Annotated in this window: 19 protein-coding genes; 8 read left to right on the forward strand and 11 right to left on the reverse strand. The window is 69.4% G+C overall.

Annotation, left to right across the window (positions count from 1 at the left end; all coding sequences use genetic code 11):
* Positions 1–363 precede the first annotated feature (363 nt).
* From ACWDKQ_RS30645 to ACWDKQ_RS30655, 3 genes are all read right to left on the reverse strand, one after another.
* Complete coding sequence (locus tag ACWDKQ_RS30645) at positions 364–1506, reverse strand: hypothetical protein (protein ID WP_450142254.1); 1143 nt, start codon at positions 1504–1506, stop codon at positions 364–366.
* 205 nt (positions 1507–1711) lie between these two features.
* Positions 1712–2947, reverse strand: coding sequence for a class I SAM-dependent RNA methyltransferase (locus ACWDKQ_RS30650; protein ID WP_450142255.1), 1236 nt, complete (start codon positions 2945–2947; stop codon positions 1712–1714).
* Positions 2919–4946 (reverse strand): APC family permease, encoded by a 2028-nt coding sequence (locus ACWDKQ_RS30655; protein WP_450142256.1) that lies wholly within the window; start codon positions 4944–4946, stop codon positions 2919–2921. The genes ACWDKQ_RS30650 and ACWDKQ_RS30655 overlap by 29 nt, the downstream gene beginning before the upstream one ends.
* Positions 4947–5179: 233 nt before the next feature.
* Here ACWDKQ_RS30655 and ACWDKQ_RS30660 point away from each other — a divergent pair, with 233 nt between their 5' ends.
* Both ACWDKQ_RS30660 and ACWDKQ_RS30665 read left to right on the forward strand, forming a co-directional pair.
* Positions 5180–5845 carry a potassium channel family protein gene (locus ACWDKQ_RS30660; protein ID WP_450142257.1) on the forward strand — a complete coding sequence of 222 codons (666 nt, stop codon included), beginning with the start codon at positions 5180–5182 and terminating at the stop codon, positions 5843–5845.
* Complete coding sequence (locus ACWDKQ_RS30665; protein ID WP_450142258.1) at positions 5845–6516, forward strand: potassium channel family protein; 672 nt, start codon at positions 5845–5847, stop codon at positions 6514–6516. The genes ACWDKQ_RS30660 and ACWDKQ_RS30665 overlap by 1 nt, the downstream gene beginning before the upstream one ends.
* A gap of 54 nt (positions 6517–6570) precedes the next feature.
* Here the strand turns inward: ACWDKQ_RS30665 and ACWDKQ_RS30670 are convergent, their stop codons facing one another.
* The 5 genes from ACWDKQ_RS30670 to dut form a co-directional block, all read right to left on the reverse strand.
* Positions 6571–7308, reverse strand: coding sequence for a DUF3159 domain-containing protein (locus ACWDKQ_RS30670; protein WP_450142259.1), 738 nt, complete (start codon positions 7306–7308; stop codon positions 6571–6573).
* Positions 7305–7682: an OB-fold nucleic acid binding domain-containing protein gene (locus ACWDKQ_RS30675; protein ID WP_450142260.1), complete on the reverse strand. Its 378-nt coding sequence runs from the start codon at positions 7680–7682 to the stop codon at positions 7305–7307. Before ACWDKQ_RS30675 ends, ACWDKQ_RS30670 begins: the two co-directional genes overlap by 4 nt.
* A gap of 181 nt (positions 7683–7863) precedes the next feature.
* A complete protein-coding gene (locus ACWDKQ_RS30680) occupies positions 7864–8493 on the reverse strand; it encodes a LysE family translocator (protein WP_450142261.1) in 630 nt (209 codons plus the stop codon).
* 127 nt (positions 8494–8620) lie between these two features.
* On the reverse strand, positions 8621–9259 hold the full coding sequence (locus tag ACWDKQ_RS30685; protein ID WP_450142262.1) for a DUF3710 domain-containing protein: 639 nt from the start codon (positions 9257–9259) through the stop codon (positions 8621–8623).
* Positions 9260–9263: 4 nt separating this feature from the next.
* Positions 9264–9755 carry a dUTP diphosphatase gene (gene dut / locus ACWDKQ_RS30690; protein ID WP_450142263.1) on the reverse strand — a complete coding sequence of 164 codons (492 nt, stop codon included), beginning with the start codon at positions 9753–9755 and terminating at the stop codon, positions 9264–9266.
* Positions 9756–9779: 24 nt separating this feature from the next.
* Here dut and ACWDKQ_RS30695 point away from each other — a divergent pair, with 24 nt between their 5' ends.
* On the forward strand, positions 9780–10286 hold the full coding sequence (locus ACWDKQ_RS30695) for a DUF3093 domain-containing protein (RefSeq protein ID WP_450142264.1): 507 nt from the start codon (positions 9780–9782) through the stop codon (positions 10284–10286).
* A 203-nt stretch (positions 10287–10489) separates the two neighbouring features.
* Here the strand turns inward: ACWDKQ_RS30695 and ACWDKQ_RS30700 are convergent, their stop codons facing one another.
* Positions 10490–10789, reverse strand: a complete 300-nt coding sequence (locus tag ACWDKQ_RS30700) for a DUF4193 domain-containing protein (protein WP_242185548.1) — start codon at positions 10787–10789, stop codon at positions 10490–10492.
* 480 nt (positions 10790–11269) lie between these two features.
* Between ACWDKQ_RS30700 and cei the strand changes: the two genes are divergently transcribed.
* Positions 11270–11962 (forward strand): envelope integrity protein Cei, encoded by a 693-nt coding sequence (cei, locus tag ACWDKQ_RS30705; protein WP_450142265.1) that lies wholly within the window; start codon positions 11270–11272, stop codon positions 11960–11962.
* 87 nt (positions 11963–12049) lie between these two features.
* Here cei and ACWDKQ_RS30710 read toward each other — a convergent pair whose 3' ends face one another.
* A complete protein-coding gene (locus ACWDKQ_RS30710; RefSeq protein WP_450142266.1) occupies positions 12050–12880 on the reverse strand; it encodes an inositol monophosphatase family protein in 831 nt (276 codons plus the stop codon).
* A 63-nt stretch (positions 12881–12943) separates the two neighbouring features.
* On the opposite strand from ACWDKQ_RS30710, the gene ppgK reads away from it, so the two are divergent.
* The 4 genes from ppgK (at position 12944) to ACWDKQ_RS30730 (ending at position 16642) form a co-directional block, all read left to right on the forward strand.
* Complete coding sequence (gene ppgK / locus ACWDKQ_RS30715) at positions 12944–13705, forward strand: polyphosphate--glucose phosphotransferase (protein ID WP_450142267.1); 762 nt, start codon at positions 12944–12946, stop codon at positions 13703–13705.
* A 223-nt stretch (positions 13706–13928) separates the two neighbouring features.
* Positions 13929–15350 (forward strand): RNA polymerase sigma factor, encoded by a 1422-nt coding sequence (locus ACWDKQ_RS30720; protein ID WP_450142270.1) that lies wholly within the window; start codon positions 13929–13931, stop codon positions 15348–15350.
* 167 nt (positions 15351–15517) lie between these two features.
* Positions 15518–15808: a hypothetical protein gene (locus ACWDKQ_RS30725; protein WP_450142268.1), complete on the forward strand. Its 291-nt coding sequence runs from the start codon at positions 15518–15520 to the stop codon at positions 15806–15808.
* Positions 15809–16456: 648 nt separating this feature from the next.
* On the forward strand, positions 16457–16642 hold the full coding sequence (locus ACWDKQ_RS30730; RefSeq protein WP_085982109.1) for a DUF7455 domain-containing protein: 186 nt from the start codon (positions 16457–16459) through the stop codon (positions 16640–16642).
* 154 nt (positions 16643–16796) lie between these two features.
* On the opposite strand, the gene ACWDKQ_RS30735 is transcribed toward ACWDKQ_RS30730, so the two are convergent.
* Positions 16797–18008, reverse strand: coding sequence for a cysteine desulfurase-like protein (locus tag ACWDKQ_RS30735; RefSeq protein WP_450142269.1), 1212 nt, complete (start codon positions 18006–18008; stop codon positions 16797–16799).
* Positions 18009–18188 lie beyond the last annotated feature (180 nt).

Genomic DNA, 18188 nt, shown 5'->3' on the forward strand with positions numbered 1-18188 from the left:
GGGCTTCAGCGCCGGGCGTTTCCCCCCGACACTGCCAGTCTGCTACCCGGCTCCCTGACGACTACCGGGACGGGACTCACACCCGCAGGCGACAACCAGCTTCAGACACCACGATCACACCATCAGACCCACCATCCTCCGATCCGATCGCGCGTCCCTCCTGGACACGCAATAGGCTTCCCAACGGCCCCAACAAGTAACTCGAACGAGCGAATTTCTCCTGACGAAGGGCGCCTTCGAAAAAGCACCTCATCTGAAAGCACCCTTCACTCTTCATCCGTGCGAGTGGATTTTTTGAGGCGAGAGCGCCATTCGCCCCGTTGCTCGGCACCCAGTTGCCCGCCCGAGGGCGCCACTCACGCTTCACATGAACGGGCGCCAGCTCGGGATCGGGGCGTGGTCCGGGCGGAGGTCTCCCCACGGCGGGCTCCCCGGTGGGAGCTGGTGCAGTTCCGCCTGGTCGAGGCGGCGGCGCACCCGCAGCCAGCCGACGGCCAGGAGCGCTCCCGAGCCCAGCACGATGACCGCCACGATCCACAACACGGGATCCCCGACGCCACGGCCGATCGCGGTGGTCAGCAACATCGAACCGAACATCGCCAGCGCGCTGGCGAGCATGGCCCCAAATCCCGGACAGGCCTGTGCTTGGCGGCCGCGGCGCACCGTCGTCATGCGAGCGACGGCCCAGGTGCGCAGCCGGTGCCAGGCAGCGGAATCCTGCGGGCCCGTGCGCAGCGGCCAAGCCGCGGTGGCGCGCCGCCGGACTATCGAGGCGACCAGTTGCGGGTCGGCAACGGGCACGATCCACTGCTGCATGCCGGCGACCAAGCGGAGTGCCGGTCCACGGTGCAGGCAGATGCCGGCGCCTCCCGGCAGCGGCCACCAGCTGTCCTCGTCACCGCCGATCTCGCCGGGCTGCGCGATAGCCAGCTCGGCCAGCGGCAGCGCTTGCCGGACCCGCCCGCCGCTGCCGCGAGCGGTCTGCGCGAGCACCATCCGGTCCCGGCCGATCAGCAGGCGCTCGCTGCCGAGCGCGTCGAGCGGCACCGAGATCTCCACGTCCAGTTCGGCGAAATCCTTCGCCGGTTGCGCGAACCGCCAGCACGCCAACGTCGCCAAGGCGGGCGCAGCGGCCACGGCAACCAGCGAGATCAGGCCTATCGGCGCGGCGAACAGAACGTTCACGAACGCCTGCGGCACCGCGGCGAGCAGCGCCCAGCCCGGCCAGCGCCGCGGCGATCGGAAGTCCACCAGCCACACCACCGCCGCGATCCCGATCCACCCCGCGGCCCAGCCGAAAAAATAACCGGGCACAGTGGACAGACCGAGCATCAGCAGGCCTGCGGGCAGCAACACGATTCCCAGTGCTGCCAATAGAAGCGCGATCACCCGGCGTCCCGACGCAGCCTCCGGCGCGGATGTACCCCACCCGGCGACGGGCCGCACCGCGGCTCCGGACCCGGGCGGGGCCGGGAGGACTTCCGGCAGGTGTTCGCGTTGGGTCATTTCAAGAACTCCCGTTTCTGAACCGGGCGTCCGCCGGATCTGGTGCGCGGCAAGCTCAACCGCGCCCGACCGGCTGGACGCAGTTCCGGTCGAAACTGCGGTCCCCGAACGCTTGCGCGGTCGGCTGCGCAAGTCAACCACCCGCACGTCGCCCCGCGACGACAGCTCGCCGTCGAGCGGAACAGCGCGAGCCGGCAAACGGAGCTCAGCCGACCGGCTCCAGCAATGCGATGCACTCGATGTGATGCGTCATCGGGAAGGCGTCGAAGGCCTCCAGCTCGGTCATCCGGTAGCCGCGCTCCGCGAACAACCCCACGTCCCGCGCCAGCGCCGCCGGATCGCACGCGACGTGCACGATCCGCGCCGGGCGACGCGCCGTCACCGCGTCCACCACGTCCCGGCCCGCGCCCTTGCGCGGCGGGTCCAGCACCACTACGTCCGGGGTCGGCAGGTCCTCGTCGGTGGCCACTTCCTCCACCGTGCCCGCGCGGAACGACACCTGCGGCAGGTCCCGCAGGTTCGCCACCGCGTCCTCCACCGCACGCCTCGACGACTCGACCAGCACCACCGAACCCGCCGGGCCGACCTGCTCCGCGAGCGGCGCCGCGAACAGGCCCACCCCGCCGTAGAGATCCCAGGCCACGCCACCCTCCGGCGCCGCCGCCAGGCGCGAAACCACTTCGGTCAAGGTGTCCGGCGCGGTCTTGTGCACCTGCCAGAAGCCCTGCACGGCAACGTCGAACGGCCGCCCGCCCGCGGATTCGCGAGCCACCCCGCTGCCCTGCACCTGCCTGGCGACGGCGCGCGCGTGACGCCGCTGCGGCTTGTGGTCCACGGCGGTCACGTGCACCTCGCCCGTGGCATCGGCCGCCACCGCCAGCTCCGCGCCCGGGCGCCACCGGCGGTTCGTGACCTCGCTCAGTGCGCCCTCGACGGTGATCGGGCAGTCCTCGACCGGGATCACCCGGTGGCTGCGGTGCGCGCGGAATCCCGCCCGCCCCTTGCGATCCACGGCCAGCCGCGCCCGGCTCCGCCAACGCAGCAGCCCACCAGGCAGTTCCCGCACCCGCACCGGCCAGTCGATCCCGGCGATGCGTTGCAGTTGCTCCGCGATCACCACGGCCTTGAGCTCCCGCTGCGTGTCGCCGGCGGCGTGCTGCCAGTCGCAGCCACCGCACCGGTCGCGACCAAGCGCCATGTCCGCCAGCGGGCACGGCGGGCTCACCCGGCCCTCCGCCGCGGTCAGCACCTCGACCGCATCGGCCCGGCAGAAGCCGCCACCGGCGTCCTCGGTGACCTCGGCGACGACGACCTCGCCGGGCAACGCGTGGCGGACGAACACCACCCGGCCCTCGTACCGGGCCACGCAATGGCCGCCGTGCGCGACCGGCCCGATCTCGACCTCCAGTCGCCTACCTGTCCAGTCCGGCCTTTCGGTCACTGCTCACCTTCCCGTTCGTACCCAGCCCGCGCCGGGTCGCGCCCGGCATCGAGGTGAGTTGCTTCTGGCGGACCCGCGTGGACGACTCCAGCTGCCACGGCACGCTAGTGACCATCACACCCGGCTGGAACAGCAGTCGGCTCTTCAGCCGCAGCGCGCTCTGGTTGTGCAGCAGCTGCTCCCACCAGTGGCCGACGACGTATTCGGGGATGAACACGGTCACCACGTCGCGCGGGCTGTCCCGCCGGATCCGCTTCACGTATTCCAACACCGGCCGGGTGATCTCCCGGTACGGCGACTCGAGCACCTTCAACGGCACCGGGAGATTCTCCGCCTCCCACCGCTTCGTCAGCTCGCGGGTGTCCTCGTCGTCGACGTTGACCGTGACGCCCTCGAGCACATCCGGTCGGGTGGCGCGCGCGTAAGCGATCGCCCGCATGGTCGGCAGGTGCAGCTTGGAGACCAGGATCAGCGCATGGTTGCGCGACGGCAGCACCGCGTCCGCCTCCTGCTGCTTGAGCTCCTCGGCGACCCGGTCGTAGTGCCGGTGGATGGCCGTCATCAGCACGTAGATCGCGGCCATCGCGGCGATCGCGATCCAGGCACCATGGGTGAACTTGGTTATCAGCACGATCACCAGCACGCTCGCCGTCATGAACAGACCGAAGGTATTGATCATCTGCGCGCGGCGCATCCGCCGCCGCGCCTGCGAATCGGTCTCCTTGCCCAGCAGCCGGTTCCAGTGCCGGATCATGCCGCTCTGGCTGAGCACGAACGACACGAACACGCCGACGATGTAGAGCTGGATCAGCCGGGTGACCTCGGCCTCGAAGGCGAACACCAGGATGATCGCCCCGGCAGCCAGGAACAGGATGCCGTTGGAGAACGCCAGCCGGTCGCCGCGGGTGTGCAGCTGGCGAGGCAGGAACCGGTCCTGCGCCAGGATCGACCCCAGCACCGGGAAACCGTTGAACGCCGTGTTGGCGGCCAGCACCAAGATCAGGCCAGTGAAGAACACCAGGTACCAGACGCCGGGCGGGAAGCCCGCGAACACCGCTCGCGCCAGCTGCGCGACCAGCGTCTTCTGCTCGTAACCGGGCGGCGCGCCGATCAGCTGGCGCGCCGGGTCCTCGGCGATCACCGCGCCGGTGATCTGGGCCAGCATCAGCAACCCCATGAACATCGTGACCGCGAGCCCACCCATCAGCGCCAGCGTGGTGGCCGCGTTGCGGGACTTCGGCTTGCGGAAGGCCGGCACCCCGTTGCTGATCGCCTCGACACCGGTCAGCGCCGCGCTGCCGGAGGAGAACGCCCGCAGCACCAGGAACACGAACGCCACCCCTGCCATCTGGGTTTCGTCCGGCAAGATCTGGAAGTTCGCGCTCTCCGCCGGCATCGCCTGGCCGAGCACGAAGGTGCGGAAGAAGCCCCAGCCGATCATGCCGATGATGCCGATCACGAAGGCGTAGGTCGGGATCGCGAACAGCGAGCCGGACTCGCGGACGCCGCGCAGGTTCATCGCGGTCAGCAGCACGATCGCACCGACGGCGAACAGCACCTTGTGCTGCGCGACGAACGGGACGACCGAGCCGATGTTCGCGGCGGCCGAGGAGATCGACACCGCGACCGTGAGGATGTAGTCGACCAGCAGGGCGCTGGCCACCACCAGCCCCCACCTGCGGCCGTGGTTGACGGAGGCCACCTCGTAGTCGCCGCCGCCGGAGGTGTAGGCGCGCACGTTCTGCCGGTAGGAGGCGACCACCGTGACCATCACGAGCGCAACCAAGATCCCGATCCACGGGCTCACCGCGAAGGCGGACACGCCAGCCACCGAGAGCACCAGAAGGATCTCTTCGGGCGCGTAGGCGACGCTGGACATGGCGTCGGAGGAGAACACCGGCAGGGCGATGCGCTTGGGCAGCAGCGTGTGCGCGAGGCGATCGCTGCGGAACGGGCGACCGACGATCAACCGTTTCGTCGCGGTTGCGAGCTTGGACACGGCACAGAGCGTAAGCGCAAAGGTGGGTCGGCAGGCGACCCTGGCTGCCGGAATTCCTCTCAGGTCACATCCGGGCCTCCGCCCTGCCCAAGTGGACGCCTCACCCGGTACGGTGCAGCAGCCCGGAACCGACGGGCGCGAACCGGACCGGACCCACGTCCGTGAAGGTACGGTCGGCAGGCGATCGCGAGGTCGTCGCCAGAACCCGCACCCCGCAGCGAGGAGACAGCGTCGTGCACGTGGTGATCATGGGTTGTGGCCGGGTCGGGGCCTCCCTGGCCGCGGCCCTGCAACGGCTCGATCACACCGTGGCCGTGGTGGACAAGAACCCGCAGGCGTTCCACCGCCTGGGCAAGGACTTCCGCGGCCAGCAGGTCACCGGCAACGGCTTCGACCGGGAAATCCTGGTCGAAGCGGGGATCGAGCAGGCAGCCGCCTTCGCCGCGGTGTCCAACGGGGACAATTCCAACATCGTCTCGGCCCGGGTGGCCCGTGAGACTTTCGGCGTCGAGCACGTCGTGGCGCGAATCTACGACCCCAAGCGCGCCGAGGTCTACCAGCGGCTGGGCATCCCCACGGTGGCCACTGTGCCGTGGACGACCGACCGGTTCCTGCGCATGCTGCTGCCCGAAGGCGTCGCCACGGCGTGGCGGGAGCCCTCCGGCACCGTCGCGGTCCTGCAGCTGCCGCTCGACGACGGCTGGATCGGCCGCCGGGTCGCCGAGCTGGAGGCCACCACCGGCGCCCGGGTCGCGTTCATAATGCGGTTCGGCAACGGGGTGCTCCCGGACGCCAAGACCGTCATCCAGGCCGACGACACGGTTTACGTGGCGGCGCTGTCCGGCACCGTCACCGACGTCACGGCGGCGGCCCGCCGCACACCCGAGGAGAGCGAGTAATGCGCATCGCGATCGCGGGCGCCGGCGCGGTCGGCCAGTCCATCGCGCGGGAGCTGCTCGAAGGCGACCACGAGGTCCTGCTGATCGAGCGGAGCGTCCAGAACTACCACCCGCAGAACATCCGCGGCGCGGAGTGGATGCTTGCCGACGCCTGCGAGCTGGCGTCGCTGGAGGAAGCCGGGCTGGAGTCCTGCGACGTGGTCATCGCGGCCACCGGCGACGACAAGGTCAACCTGGTGGTGTCGCTGCTGTCGAAGACGGAGTTCGCGGTGCGCCGCGTGGTGGCCCGCGTCAACGACCCGCTCAACGAGTGGCTGTTCACCGAGGCGTGGGGCGTCGACGTCGCGGTGTCCACGCCCCGGATGCTGGCCGCGATGGTCGAGGAGGCCGTCAACGTCGGCGACCTAGTGCGGCTGATGACGCTGCGCCAGGGCCAGGCCAACCTGGTCGAGGTGACGCTGCCGGACACCACCCCGCTGTCCGGGCGCCGGGTCCGAGACCTGAAGCTGCCCTCCGACGCGGCGCTGGTCACCATCCTGCGCGGCGGCCGGGTGATCGTCCCGCAGGCCGACGACCCGCTGGAGGCGGGCGACGAAATGCTCTTCGTGGCCACCACGGACGTCGAGCAGCAGATCCGGGCGATCATCCACGACCGTCAACCCACCGACTAACGGACGGGGCGTGGCGATTTCGCGCGAAATCGCCACCTCGTCAGAGCAGCCGGGTCAGCTTATGGAGGGCTTCGAGTCGAGGGGTCCGGCCTCCCGGGCCTCGGCCTTCTCCTGCTCGGCGACCTTCGCGGCGCGGCGGATCGCCCAGACCGTGACGATCAGCGCCAGGCCCGTTAGCGGGTAGCCCATCGCGATCCGGGCGAATGCCAGCCAGCCGGCCTGGTCCGAGGCGTACAGCCACTGCTGCACCACGTACTTCGCCGCGAACACCACTGTCCAGGCCAGCGTCGCCAGGTCGTAGCCGCGCAGCGCCTGGCGCTGCTTGCGCCAGGAGAAGCCCAGCCCGTTCAGCGCCGACCAGGCCACGCCGACCAACGGCCAGCGGGCCAGCACCGACACCAGGAACAGCCCGCCGTAGATCAGGCTCGTCCAGATGCCCAGCAAGAAGAAGCCCTTGGCGTCGCCGGAGCGGTAGGCGATGAACGAGCACGCCGCGACCCCGAGCACCCCGGAGATGGCCGGCTGCATCGGTTCCTTGCGCAGCATCCGAAAGATCGCGATCGCGATCGCCACGCCGATAGCCGACCAGATCGCCGGCATCAGCGAGGTGAAGGAGCTAACCAATACGAAGACCACGATCGGGACCGCCGAGTAGGCCAGCCCCCCGACGCCGCCCATCTGTTCGAGCAGGGTCTTCTCGGGGTCGGCGGCCCGTTGCGCGGCCTGGTCCGGCTGGTGGTTGGCCGCGTCCTGGGCGGGCAGCCCGGCGGCGGATGTGTCGCGTTCGCTCATGCGGTGTTCTGCAACTCGTAGTAGGGGTTGTAAAGCACCTTGCGCCCGTCGCGGACCGCGATCCGGCCCCGGGCCTTGATGATGCGTCCCGGTTCGATCCCGGCGATCCGGCGGCGCCCCAGCCAGACCAAGATCACATCCTCGGTGCCGTCGTACAGCTCGGCCTCCAGCGTCGGGGCCGACGCCTTCGGGCACAGGCCGACGCTGCGCACCCGGCCGAGCACCACGGCCTCCTGCCCGCACTGGCAGTCGCTCGCGCGCTGGGCTCCACCGGCTTGGGACCGCTGCGAGAGGTCGTCGGCGTCAAGCTCGGCGACGTCGCTGGTCAGGCGACGTACGAGGCGACGCCAGTAGCCGCCGTCGGTCTTGCTCATCTAGCGCTCCCGTGCGCTTCTGGGGCTCGACTCGCAGCCCGTGCACCCACAGCGTAGCCGTCGGCAACGGCGTCGTCGCGGGCCCGGCGGGATTAAGAACTTGACCCGCCCGATCGGCTATTCCGTGATCCACCGGAAACGCGCGAACCGGGAAGAACAGGAGATTTCCCGTTTCCTATTCCTACTTCTGCGAGAGCGCCAGCGCCGCGCCGAGACCGATCAACGTGGTGCCGCTGGCGACATGCTGGCGCCGCCACCAACGCGGATTCCGGGCCACGCGCGCCGACAACGGGCCTGCGAAGGGCGCCACCAGCAGGTCGCATACCAGCACGAACACCATGAAGACGGCCCCCAGCACCAGGAAGACGAGGGTGGTCGAACCCCGCTCCGGGTGCACGAACTGCGGCAGGAAGGCCAGGAAGAACATCGCCGTCTTCGGGTTGAACACCTCGGAGATGAAGCCCTGCAGCACCGCCGACCCACCCTGCCGCGGCGCTTCCTGCCGCTGCCGGACGGTGCCCTTGCGCAACTCCCACAGCGCGCGGACGCCCAAGTAGATGAGATAGGCGGCGCCGATGAGCTTCACCACCGTGAACGCCACGGCCGAGGCCATCAGGACCGCCGACAGACCGAGGGCAGCCGCCAGCACGTGCAGCGAAGCGCCCAGGGTGTTGCCGAACGCCGAGAGCACGCCTTCGCGGGAGCCGCCTCGAATGCTGCGCGCCAGCACATAGAGCATGCCGGGACCGGGCACGAAAGCGATCAGCAACGCAGCCCCGAGGTAGACCCACCACTCAGCGAAGTTCGGCACGCGTCGAACTTACTCGGTGCGAGTCACCTTTCGGGGCGTGCAGTGGCGCAACCTCAGACGCCTCCTCGACTCCGGATCCCCGACTTTGATGCACGTCCAGGTCCCTTCGTGCCCGGTCGAACCGGTTTCAGCCCGGGTGGCCGTTGTTCTGGGCCTGCGCCTGCTGGATATGGCGCAAGATCGCCTCCGGCAGCTGGATTGGCAGCGGCGTGCGCACCGGCATCGGTTCGGCACCGCGCACCACGATGGTCTCGTCGAGGACCGCGTACAGCAGTTTCGTGCACTCCTCGGCGTGCTCCGCCGGTCCGGCCGCGACGCCGCGCAGCAGCCACCGCGGGCCGTCCACCCCGACGAACCGCAGTGCCGCCTTCGGCGAGTCGGCCACCAGCTCGGTTCCCCAGTCACCCTGCTCCGCGTGCACCTGGGCACCGTCCTTGCGTAGCTGGTCAGCGAGTTCCGCACTGACCTCCGCCCACAGCCCGCTGCCGCGCGGCGCCGCGAACGCGCTGACCGTCAACCGGCCGACCTGCGTGACCAGGTGCACGGCGCGCACCGGCCCGGCCGGGTCGACCTCCACCTGCAGCTGGCCGCCTTCCGGCACCGGCAGCCGCACCGAACCGAGGTCGAGGCGCTCCACCTGGTCGTCGGGTGCCTCGCTCTCGTCGAACGGACCACCTTCCACGAAGTCCTGCTCCTCGGCGCTGCGCTCCGCGTCCGCGGCGGCGTCATCGGCGCGCTTGCCGCGCCCGCGGCCCCATCCGAACATCCCCTCAGCCCTCCGTCCTGTGGCTGGCCTCGGCCCCCGAGACCGCCAGCACCTCGTGCCCACCGGTGGACCCGTAGCCCCCGGCACCTCGCTGCGACGTCGGCAGCTCGGCGACCTCCTGGAACACCGCCTGCTCAACTTTCTGCACGACGAGCTGGGCGATCCGGTCGCCGCGCCGCAACGACAGCGGTACCTCACGATCATGGTTGATCAGGCAGACCTTGATCTCACCGCGGTACCCGGAATCAACGGTGCCCGGTGCGTTGACCACGCTCAACCCCGACTTGGCGGCCAGGCCCGAACGCGGGTGCACGAAACCCGCGTAGCCCTCCGGCAGCGCCACCGCGATACCCGTGCCCACCACGGCTCGTTCGCCGGGTTCGAGCACCACGTCGCTGGTGGTTACCAGATCCGCACCGGCGTCGCCTGGTTTCGCGTACGCGGGCAGCGGCACATCGGGGTCAAGTCGGGTCAGCAGGACCTTCACGTTCGACACGGGCGGCGAGACTACCCTGAAGGCGTGTCGGAAAGCGTAGAAGCCGTCAGCATCGCCGGGGACACCCCCGGTCAGGCGAATGCGGAGGGACGTCCGGTGTTCCGCGAACGGTTGTACGCGTCCTGGTGGACGTGGCCGTTGCCGGTGATCGGTGCCGCGATCATGGCCGCCACAGTGCACATGGGCTACCCGGGCGTGCGCGCGTGGTTGCCCTACGTCGTGCTGATCACGCTGGCCATCGCGATCCCGATCTGGCTGGGCCGGATCAAGGTCGAGGTCACCGGGGGCGAGCTGTGGGTCGGCGACGCCCACCTGCCGCTGCGGTTCATCGACGAGGTCGAGGTCATCACCCCCGCCGAGCAGCGGCAGGCGCTCGGCCCGGACCTGGACCCGGCCGCGTTCATGGTGCACCGCTCGTGGATCCGCACCTCGGTGCGGATCTGGTTGAACGACCCGGACGACCCCACCCCGTACTGGGTGGTCAGCACCCGGCGCCCGGAAGAACTCATCGCCGCCCTGAAGAAAGCGTGAATGCGGCGGGCGAGCGCTGACCGTCCGGAAATCACTTTCGAAACGGCGCAGCGACTCGGCTCAGCCCGCGCGAACCGGCACCGCCGCGCGTTCGTCGAATGACGACGCACGGCCGTGCGGGATCGGTCCGCAAAACAACCGGGCACACGCCGTCAGCGTGTGCCCAGCCACTTCCCGGTCTCGTCGACGCCCGGCCGCCTGGATCAGGCGGCGCAGTCGCGGCAGACGAGCTGGCCGTTGCGGTTCTCGGCCAGCCGACTGCGGTGGTGGACGAGGAAGCAGCTCGAGCAGGTGAACTCGTCAGCCTGCTTCGGGAGCACCTTGACGGTCATCTCCTCGCCGGACAGGTCCGCGCCCGGCAGTTCGAAGTTCTCCGCGATCGCCCCTTCGTCCTCGTCGACGACGCCGGATTGCGCATCGTTGCGTCGCGCCTTCAGCTCCTCCAACGAGTCCTCGGCCAAGTCTTCGGACTCGCGGCGCGGAGCATCGTAGTCGGTCGCCATCGTGATTCACCCCTGCGTTAGTGGAGACTGCAATAGGTGTGCCGCTGGTAAACGTTCCAGGACCAGGATTTGTGCCCGCTGGCGCAGTGATCGTGGTCTCGCCCTGCAACGCGTTCAGTTCCCCCGTTATGAGCGACTTGCCTCATCCGGCACTCCGTGAGGCGCCGAGAGGGTAGCTCATGCCGAGTCCGCCCACGCATCAGGTCACCCATATGTGTGGTGTTCGCTGCATCCGCGGGCTGTCGAAGATCAATCCTCCGGCGCCGCCCGGTCGCCTTCTTCGGTTGCCCAGCAATTCACCTTGTGATGCGGTGCCCAGGCAGTTCACTCATCGGCATCGATTCAGCGGCCCGTGCTCGGCGTCCGCGACACCGTGGCGACGTCCAGCGCCGCGCGGCGCGAGTTGTACGCATAGGCTGATCTAGTGAGGACGGGCGCACGCTGGTCGAAACATCCAAGGAGGGGCGGGACGTGTCAGCCGTGAGTGCAAGGTCGGGGCGACGAACCCGTTACCGGCGGCGTCGACCACTGCCCGCTCTGGTGGTGCTGGTCGGGCTCGTGGTGCTGTCCGGACTGCTGTGGACCCGAGTCTTCGATTCGGTCAAGGACATCGAAGCCGCGACCACCTGCAACCCGCCCGGGATGCCGACCGCCGCACCTCCGGGCGGAGAAACCACCGAGCCGGTGCCGCTGGGTCAGATGCTGCCGCGCAACGCGCTCGATTCGACCAACCCGATCCCGCCGCAGGACGTGCAGGTGAGGGTGCTCAACGGCAACGGCGAGACCCGGCAGGCCTCGCTGGTCAGCGACGAGCTCGCCAGCCTCGGCTTCGCCAAGGGCGGCGCGGATAATGATCCGGTCTACGTCAACTACGACCTGAAGTGCCACGGCCAGATCCGCTTCGGCGTTGCCGGGGTGAGCGGGGCGCGGACACTGAGCCTCATCGCGCCGTGCGCCCAGCTGGTGCGCGACGACCGCCCCGACGCCAGCATCGACTTCGCGCTGGGGTCGTCCTTCGACGACATCAAGACCACCTCGGAGGCCAAGCAGGCGCTCCAGGAGTTGGAGAACTGGGTGCCGCAGCGGGACCAGCAGGGCGGCGCCCACCAAGAGGTGACACCACCACAGATCGACAGCGAGCTGCTCGACAAGGCCCGCGAAGTGCACTGCTGACGCAACAGTTCCGAGCGAAAGGCGCCTCCATTCGCTACCCCGGGAGGCAGCGAGCAGAGGCGCCCTCCACCTGTCATCCACCGATGGTCAGACGCGTCCGGCATCGGCGCGGAGCAGCGCGTCGGTCAGTGCCCCCGCGATCCTCGGCGCAGCGCAGACGATCATCCCGTCGCCCAACCCGTCGGACGACCCCGGCTGCGGCAACCGCAGTTCCGCACCGGCCTCGGCGGCGATCAGCGCACCAGCCGCCCAGTCCCACCGGTTGAGGCCGACCTCGTACATGCCGTCCAACCAGCCCGCGCCGACGGCGCACAGGTCCAGCGACGCCACCCCGGCCCGCCGGATGTCGCGGACCTGGCCCAGCAGCCGACCGAGCACCTGGGCCTGCGCCGTGCGGCGCTCCACGGAGTAGGCGAACCCGGTGCCTATCAGCGACAGGTCGAGCCGGTCGGCGTTCGAGACCTGCAGCCGGCGGCCGTCCAGGAAGGCGCCGTGCCCGGCGGCGGCGCTCCACACCCGGCCGGAAACCGGCTCCACCACCGCACCGGCCACCGAACGCCCGTCGAGCTGCGCGGCGAGCGAAACGGAGTACCAGGGGAAGCCGTACAGGTAGTTGACGGTGCCGTCGATCGGGTCGACCACCCAGCGAAGCCCTTCGAGCGCGCCTTCGCCGCCTTCCTCCTCCCCCAGCACCGACTCGCCGGGCCGCAGCTGCGCCAGCCGCTCCCGCACGAGCCGCTCCACCGCTCGATCACCTGCCGTAACGACATCGGTCTCGGTACTCTTGGTATCGACCACACCATCGGTGACTGCTTCGTCACGCACAGTGCGGGCCAGATTTGCGGCCTCGCGAGCGATCCGCACCGCTACCTGGCACAAGGCTTTTGCGTCTACTTCTGCTGCCAATCCCACGTTCACATCGCAACACAACCCGGTTAAGGTCTGCACACCCTCATCTGAATCGAGTAGGAAGGACCGGCCATGGCGACTGCCCGCGGTTTCGGCATTGATATCGGCGGGTCGGGCATCAAGGGTTGCCCGGTCGACATCGACGGTGGCGTGCTGGCCGAGGAGCGGATGCGGATCCCCACCCCGCAGCCCTCGACGCCATCCGCCGTGGCGGATGCCGTGGCGGAGATCGTCGAGAAGTTCTCCTGGACCGGTCCGGTCGGCATCACGCTGCCGTGCGTGATCAAGGACGGCACCGCACTTACCGCAGCGAACATCGACAAGGGCTGGATCGGTACGGACGCCCAGGAGCTGTTCGCCGAGCGGCTCGGCCGCACCCGGGACGACGTGCTGGTGCTCAACGACGCCGACGCCGCCGGCACCGCAGAGATGCGCAGCGGGGCCGGCTCTGGTCACCGCGGCCTCGTGGTGGTGCTGACCTTCGGCACCGGCATCGGCAGCGCCATGTTCGTGGACGGCAAGCTGGTGCCCAACACCGAGTTCGGGCACATCGAGGTGGACGGCCACGACGCGGAGAAGCAGGCCGCGGCCTCGGTGAAGGACGACCTGGAGCTGACCTACGAGCAGTGGGCGCCGCGGGTCAGCCACTACATCCAGGCGCTGGAAAAGTTCAGCTGGCCCGACCTGATCATCGTTGGCGGCGGGGTCAGCAAAAAGGGTCACAAGTGGATTCCGCTGCTGGAGACCCGCACGCCGGTGGTGGCCGCGGCGCTCCGCAACGACGCAGGAATCGTCGGGGCCGCGACGGCAGCTGCGACCAGGCACAACGCCTGATCTGCCGACCGCTTAGCACATGTCGGGACGCGCGGACTCCGCCTTGCAGCGGAACCGCACCCCCGCATCGCAGCTACAATGGAACACGGCCCACTTGATTCGAAGTCCTCATCGAGGAGAACACCGAGCCAGGCACGGGTGTTTCCTCAACAGCCGCAGGGCTGGATCCAGTGGGTTGTTCCCCGACCTTCGGCGGCCGAGGTTTCGCGCCCTCCGGCCTGCCCTGATCGACCGTCGCGAAAGGGCGTACGTGGCAGCCGCAGAAACCGCAACCCGACGCTCCGCTGCAGCAACCGGCGGTGCCCAGTCCCAGTCGGGCCAGTCCCAGGCCACCCCAGCTTCGGAGGCGGCTGCTTCGTCTGACACCGAGCAGACGAACTCCACCGCCGCGCGCAAGAGCACTCCCAAGAGCTCGACGGGTGCGAAGTCGACGGCCCGCAAGACCACCGCTGCGAAGTCGGCGGGGGCCAAGAAGGGCGCCAAGGCCCCGGTTAAGAAGTCGACCAAGTCGGCTTCCGCCAAGGGCAGCGGCGAGGGCATGGAGATCGACGAACCGATCGAGACCGACCTGACGTCCCCGGACGTCGGCGACCTCGCCGACGTCGAGGTGGAAATTCCAGAAGAGCCGGTTCCGGAGGAGGAGACCAAGGAATCCGGCGACTTCGTCTGGGACGAAGAGGAGTCCGAGGCGCTCCGGCAGGCGCGCAAGGACGCCGAACTGACGGCCTCGGCCGACTCGGTGCGCGCCTACCTGAAGCAGATCGGCAAGGTTGCGCTACTCAACGCCGAGGAAGAAGTCGAGCTGGCCAAGCGCATCGAAGCCGGTCTCTACGGCGCAGAGCGGCTGCGGCAGGTCGAGGAGGCCGGCGAACAGCTGACCACCCAGATGCGCCGCGACCTGCGCTGGATCGTGCGCGACGGCGAGCGGGCGAAGAACCACCTGCTGGAGGCGAACCTCCGCCTGGTCGTGAGCCTGGCCAAGCGCTACACCGGCCGCGGCATGGCGTTCCTGGACCTCATCCAGGAGGGCAACCTCGGCCTCATCCGCGCGGTGGAGAAGTTCGACTACACCAAGGGTTACAAGTTCTCCACGTACGCGACCTGGTGGATTCGGCAGGCCATCACCCGCGCCATGGCAGACCAGGCCCGCACCATCCGCATCCCGGTGCACATGGTCGAAGTGATCAACAAGCTCGGCCGGATCCAGCGCGAGCTGCTGCAGGACCTGGGCCGCGAGCCCACGCCAGAAGAGCTCGCCAAGGAAATGGACATCACCCCGGAGAAAGTGCTGGAGATCCAGCAGTACGCCCGGGAACCCATCTCCCTGGACCAGACCATCGGCGACGAGGGCGACAGCCAGCTCGGTGACTTCATCGAGGACTCCGAGGCGGTCGTCGCGGTCGACGCGGTGTCGTTCACGCTGCTGCAGGACCAGCTGCAGTCGGTGCTGGCGACGCTGTCCGAGCGGGAGGCCGGCGTGGTCCGGCTGCGGTTCGGGCTGACCGACGGCCAGCCGCGGACGCTGGACGAGATCGGCCAGGTCTACGGGGTGACCCGGGAACGGATCCGGCAGATCGAGTCCAAGACGATGTCGAAGCTGCGCCACCCGTCCCGGTCCCAGGTGCTGCGCGACTACCTGGACTGAGCTTCATCTCGGCCGATGCCGCCGACCTGCGATCTCGCGGGTCGGCGGCATCGGTCTTTTCGGGTGCCCAACCACATCGGGACGTTCTGCCCGCGTCCATCCGGGCGCGGGAGGCCATCCTGGGAAAACCGAACCTCAAGAGGCAGCCGCACAAGGGGGTGCGCATCATGGCCCTTCGGTTCCTCGCCCTCGCGCTCACCGCATTCGCCGCGCTGGCCGTGCTGCTGGGGGCCGGTGCCGCGCTTCCCGCACGGGTGCCCACCGCAGCGGAAGCACCGGCTTCGCCGCCCGTGCTGACCGACCAGGTGAAGCCACTCGAGCTCTGTTCGGTCCCGTCCGGCACCCCCGGCACGCCGGGGACCTCTGGCAGCGCCGGGATCGGCACCTCGGGCTCGAAAACCGGGACCGTCGGAAACCCGGGGCAGACCGTCACCCTCGACTGGCCCGGGGCCCGCTGAGCCGACCTCCGCGCCACCTCCGACAGCCTCGTCGGGCCGTGCGGGCTGATCACGAAGTGAAGCACGTGGTCGGCGTGGATTCGATTCCGGTTGGATGATCTGTGCTGGGCACCGCTGTCCAGAACGGCCCGACCACGCGGCGGTGAGCCGCGGCTCACGACCGGGAGCCACCAGCCGCGGCCCATCGCTTGAGCGTGCCGCCTGCGCGGGGTGCCCGAACTGTCGCTGGAGACGCCTGAGAGGGCTGTCGGAGGGCACTTTCGCGTCGAAAACCGTCCGCATGGTGGGATTTCCTGTTCGCTTCCAGCGGAACCGGCGACTGCGGACCGGCGCCCGAACTGTGATCTGAAACACCAAATGTCCGGGTCCTGATCGTCATCGATTTCCGAAAACCGGCCTCACCAGGCGTTATTTCCCCATGTCACGAGGCCTTTTGCGGTCTTTGATCACGCTCCGCGAGCGGTTCTGCTACAACCGGGTACTTCATGGTGACGACCGTCGCCACCGGCGCGGGAACACTGACTGGGGCCGAAGCGTCTGGAAGAGTGGAGCCAACGAGCACCGCTCCCGCAGCCAGTGGGCGAACGGTGGTCGTAGCAGGATCGAGGGCGTCGGGTGATTCCGACGCCGGGACGGAGGGAGATCACGATGCCGGGAACGCTCACCCGCCCCGAGCTGACCGCCGCCGACCGCTGCGACCGCTGCGGGGCCGCTGCGAAGCTTCGCGCCGTATTGCCATCCGGTGGCGAGCTTCTGTTCTGCGGGCACCACGCCCGTGCGTACGAGGCCGGGCTGCGCGAGGTGCAGGCCGATCTCCAGCAGGACGAGCAGTAAGAACCCGTCAGACCGAAGACCGGGCCCCCGCAGCTTCCCTGCGGGGGCCCGGTCGTTCTCGCAGGGGCTTCGCCTGGTCAGGCCCCGCGAGCGCGTTCCGGTGCCCTCACGCCCAGGAGCACTCGCGGCCGACCACCTGTGGAAACGCCCGTTCTCAGCCGGCGATTTCGGCCAGGGCGTCGAGCAGTCGTTGCACCTCCAACCGGCTCGTGTAGTGCGACAGGCTGGCCCGCACGCCGCCCTTCGGGCCGATTCCGAGGGCGTGCACCGCCTCCCAGGCGTACGAATGCCCGTAGGAGACGTTCAGACCTCGCTCGGCGAGCTGCTCCGCGACGGCTGCGGGTTCCTTCCCCGGGAGCCCGAAGAACGCCGTGGGAGTGCATGCGCCCTCCGGAGCGCCGTAGCGAACCACCCCGTCCAGCGCGGCGAGCCCATCGAACAGCGCCCGGGCCAGTTCGTCCTCGTGGGCCTGCACTGAGCGGCGGGAGACCGCCAGCCGCTCGGCCCGGCTGCCGTCGGCATCGGAATCCAGCCCGGCCAGGTGCTCCACGGCGGCCACCACCCCGGCCAACGCGGCGAACGGGTTGGTGCCGAGCTCGAACCGCTCCGGCGAGGTGTCCGGCGAGGGCGTGAGCTTGTCCGGGTGCAGGTTCTCCAGCGACCACTGGTCGGCGGCGACCACCGCGGCCAGGTGCGGGCCCGCCCACTTGTAGGCGCTGGTCGCGTAGAAGTCGGCGCCCAGGTCGGCCAGGCGCACGTGGGCGTGCGGGCAGTGCTGGACCCCGTCGACGTAGGACAGGGCGCCGACCTGCCGCGCCCGGTCGGTGATCGCCCGCAGGTCAGGCATGGTGCCCAGCACGTTGGAGGCCGCCGTGACGGCGACCAGTTTGGTGCGCTCGCCGATGAGGCTGGTGACGTGGCCGACGGGCAGCTCGCCCGTCGCGGGATCCAGCTCCGCCATCCGCACGGCCGCACCCGCCCGCTGCGCGTGCTGCACCCAGGGGCGCACGTTTGCGTCGTGGTCCAGCTGCGTCACCACGATCTCGTCGCCGGGCCGCCAACCGGCGGCGAGCACGGTGGCGAACCGGTAGGTCAGGGCGGTCATGCTCGGGCCGAACACCACGCACGCAGGGCTCGGGGCGCCCACCAGGTCGGCGACGGACGCCCGCGCCTCCGCGACGATCCCGGCGGCGCGGCGGCTGGACCCGTACGGACCGCCGACGTTGGACATCCCTAGCCGGTAAGCATCGCTGACCGCGTCGATCACCGGCTGCGGGACCTGGGTGCCCGCAGCGCCGTCCAACCATGCCCGACCGTCCGCCAGCGCCGGGTACTGCGCCCGGATCTTCTCCACGTCAAAAGCCATTGGTAGTCAGGGGCGCGGTGTCCCGAAGGACCCGGTTCCCCATCCCCCTTTCAATCCGTACGTGCGGTTTTCCCGCATACGGCTGACCGATGATCTTCTTGACATGGTTACGCCGCCTTCGGATAACGGATAGTGCCACGAAGCTGATGCAAGCCATGTCCGTTGAACCACTCCTGGTCC

The sequence above is a fragment of the Saccharopolyspora sp. NPDC000995 genome, from assembly GCF_053599315.1.

What these genes read in the sequence shown, in the direction of transcription:
- ACWDKQ_RS30645 (WP_450142254.1), bottom strand. Translation starts at nt 1,506, where the DNA reads ATGACCCAACGCGAACACCTGCCGGAAGTCCTCCCGGCCCCGCCCGGG.
- ACWDKQ_RS30665 (WP_450142258.1), top strand. Translation starts at nt 5,845, where the DNA reads ATGCGCATCGCGATCGCGGGCGCCGGCGCGGTCGGCCAGTCCATCGCG.
- ACWDKQ_RS30670 (WP_450142259.1), bottom strand. Translation starts at nt 7,308, where the DNA reads ATGAGCGAACGCGACACATCCGCCGCCGGGCTGCCCGCCCAGGACGCG.
- ACWDKQ_RS30675 (WP_450142260.1), bottom strand. Translation starts at nt 7,682, where the DNA reads ATGAGCAAGACCGACGGCGGCTACTGGCGTCGCCTCGTACGTCGCCTG.
- ACWDKQ_RS30685 (WP_450142262.1), bottom strand. Translation starts at nt 9,259, where the DNA reads ATGTTCGGATGGGGCCGCGGGCGCGGCAAGCGCGCCGATGACGCCGCC.
- ACWDKQ_RS30700 (WP_242185548.1), bottom strand. Translation starts at nt 10,789, where the DNA reads ATGGCGACCGACTACGATGCTCCGCGCCGCGAGTCCGAAGACTTGGCC.
- ppgK (WP_450142267.1), top strand. Translation starts at nt 12,944, where the DNA reads ATGGCGACTGCCCGCGGTTTCGGCATTGATATCGGCGGGTCGGGCATC.
- ACWDKQ_RS30725 (WP_450142268.1), top strand. Translation starts at nt 15,518, where the DNA reads ATGGCCCTTCGGTTCCTCGCCCTCGCGCTCACCGCATTCGCCGCGCTG.
- ACWDKQ_RS30730 (WP_085982109.1), top strand. Translation starts at nt 16,457, where the DNA reads ATGCCGGGAACGCTCACCCGCCCCGAGCTGACCGCCGCCGACCGCTGC.
- ACWDKQ_RS30735 (WP_450142269.1), bottom strand. Translation starts at nt 18,008, where the DNA reads ATGGCTTTTGACGTGGAGAAGATCCGGGCGCAGTACCCGGCGCTGGCG.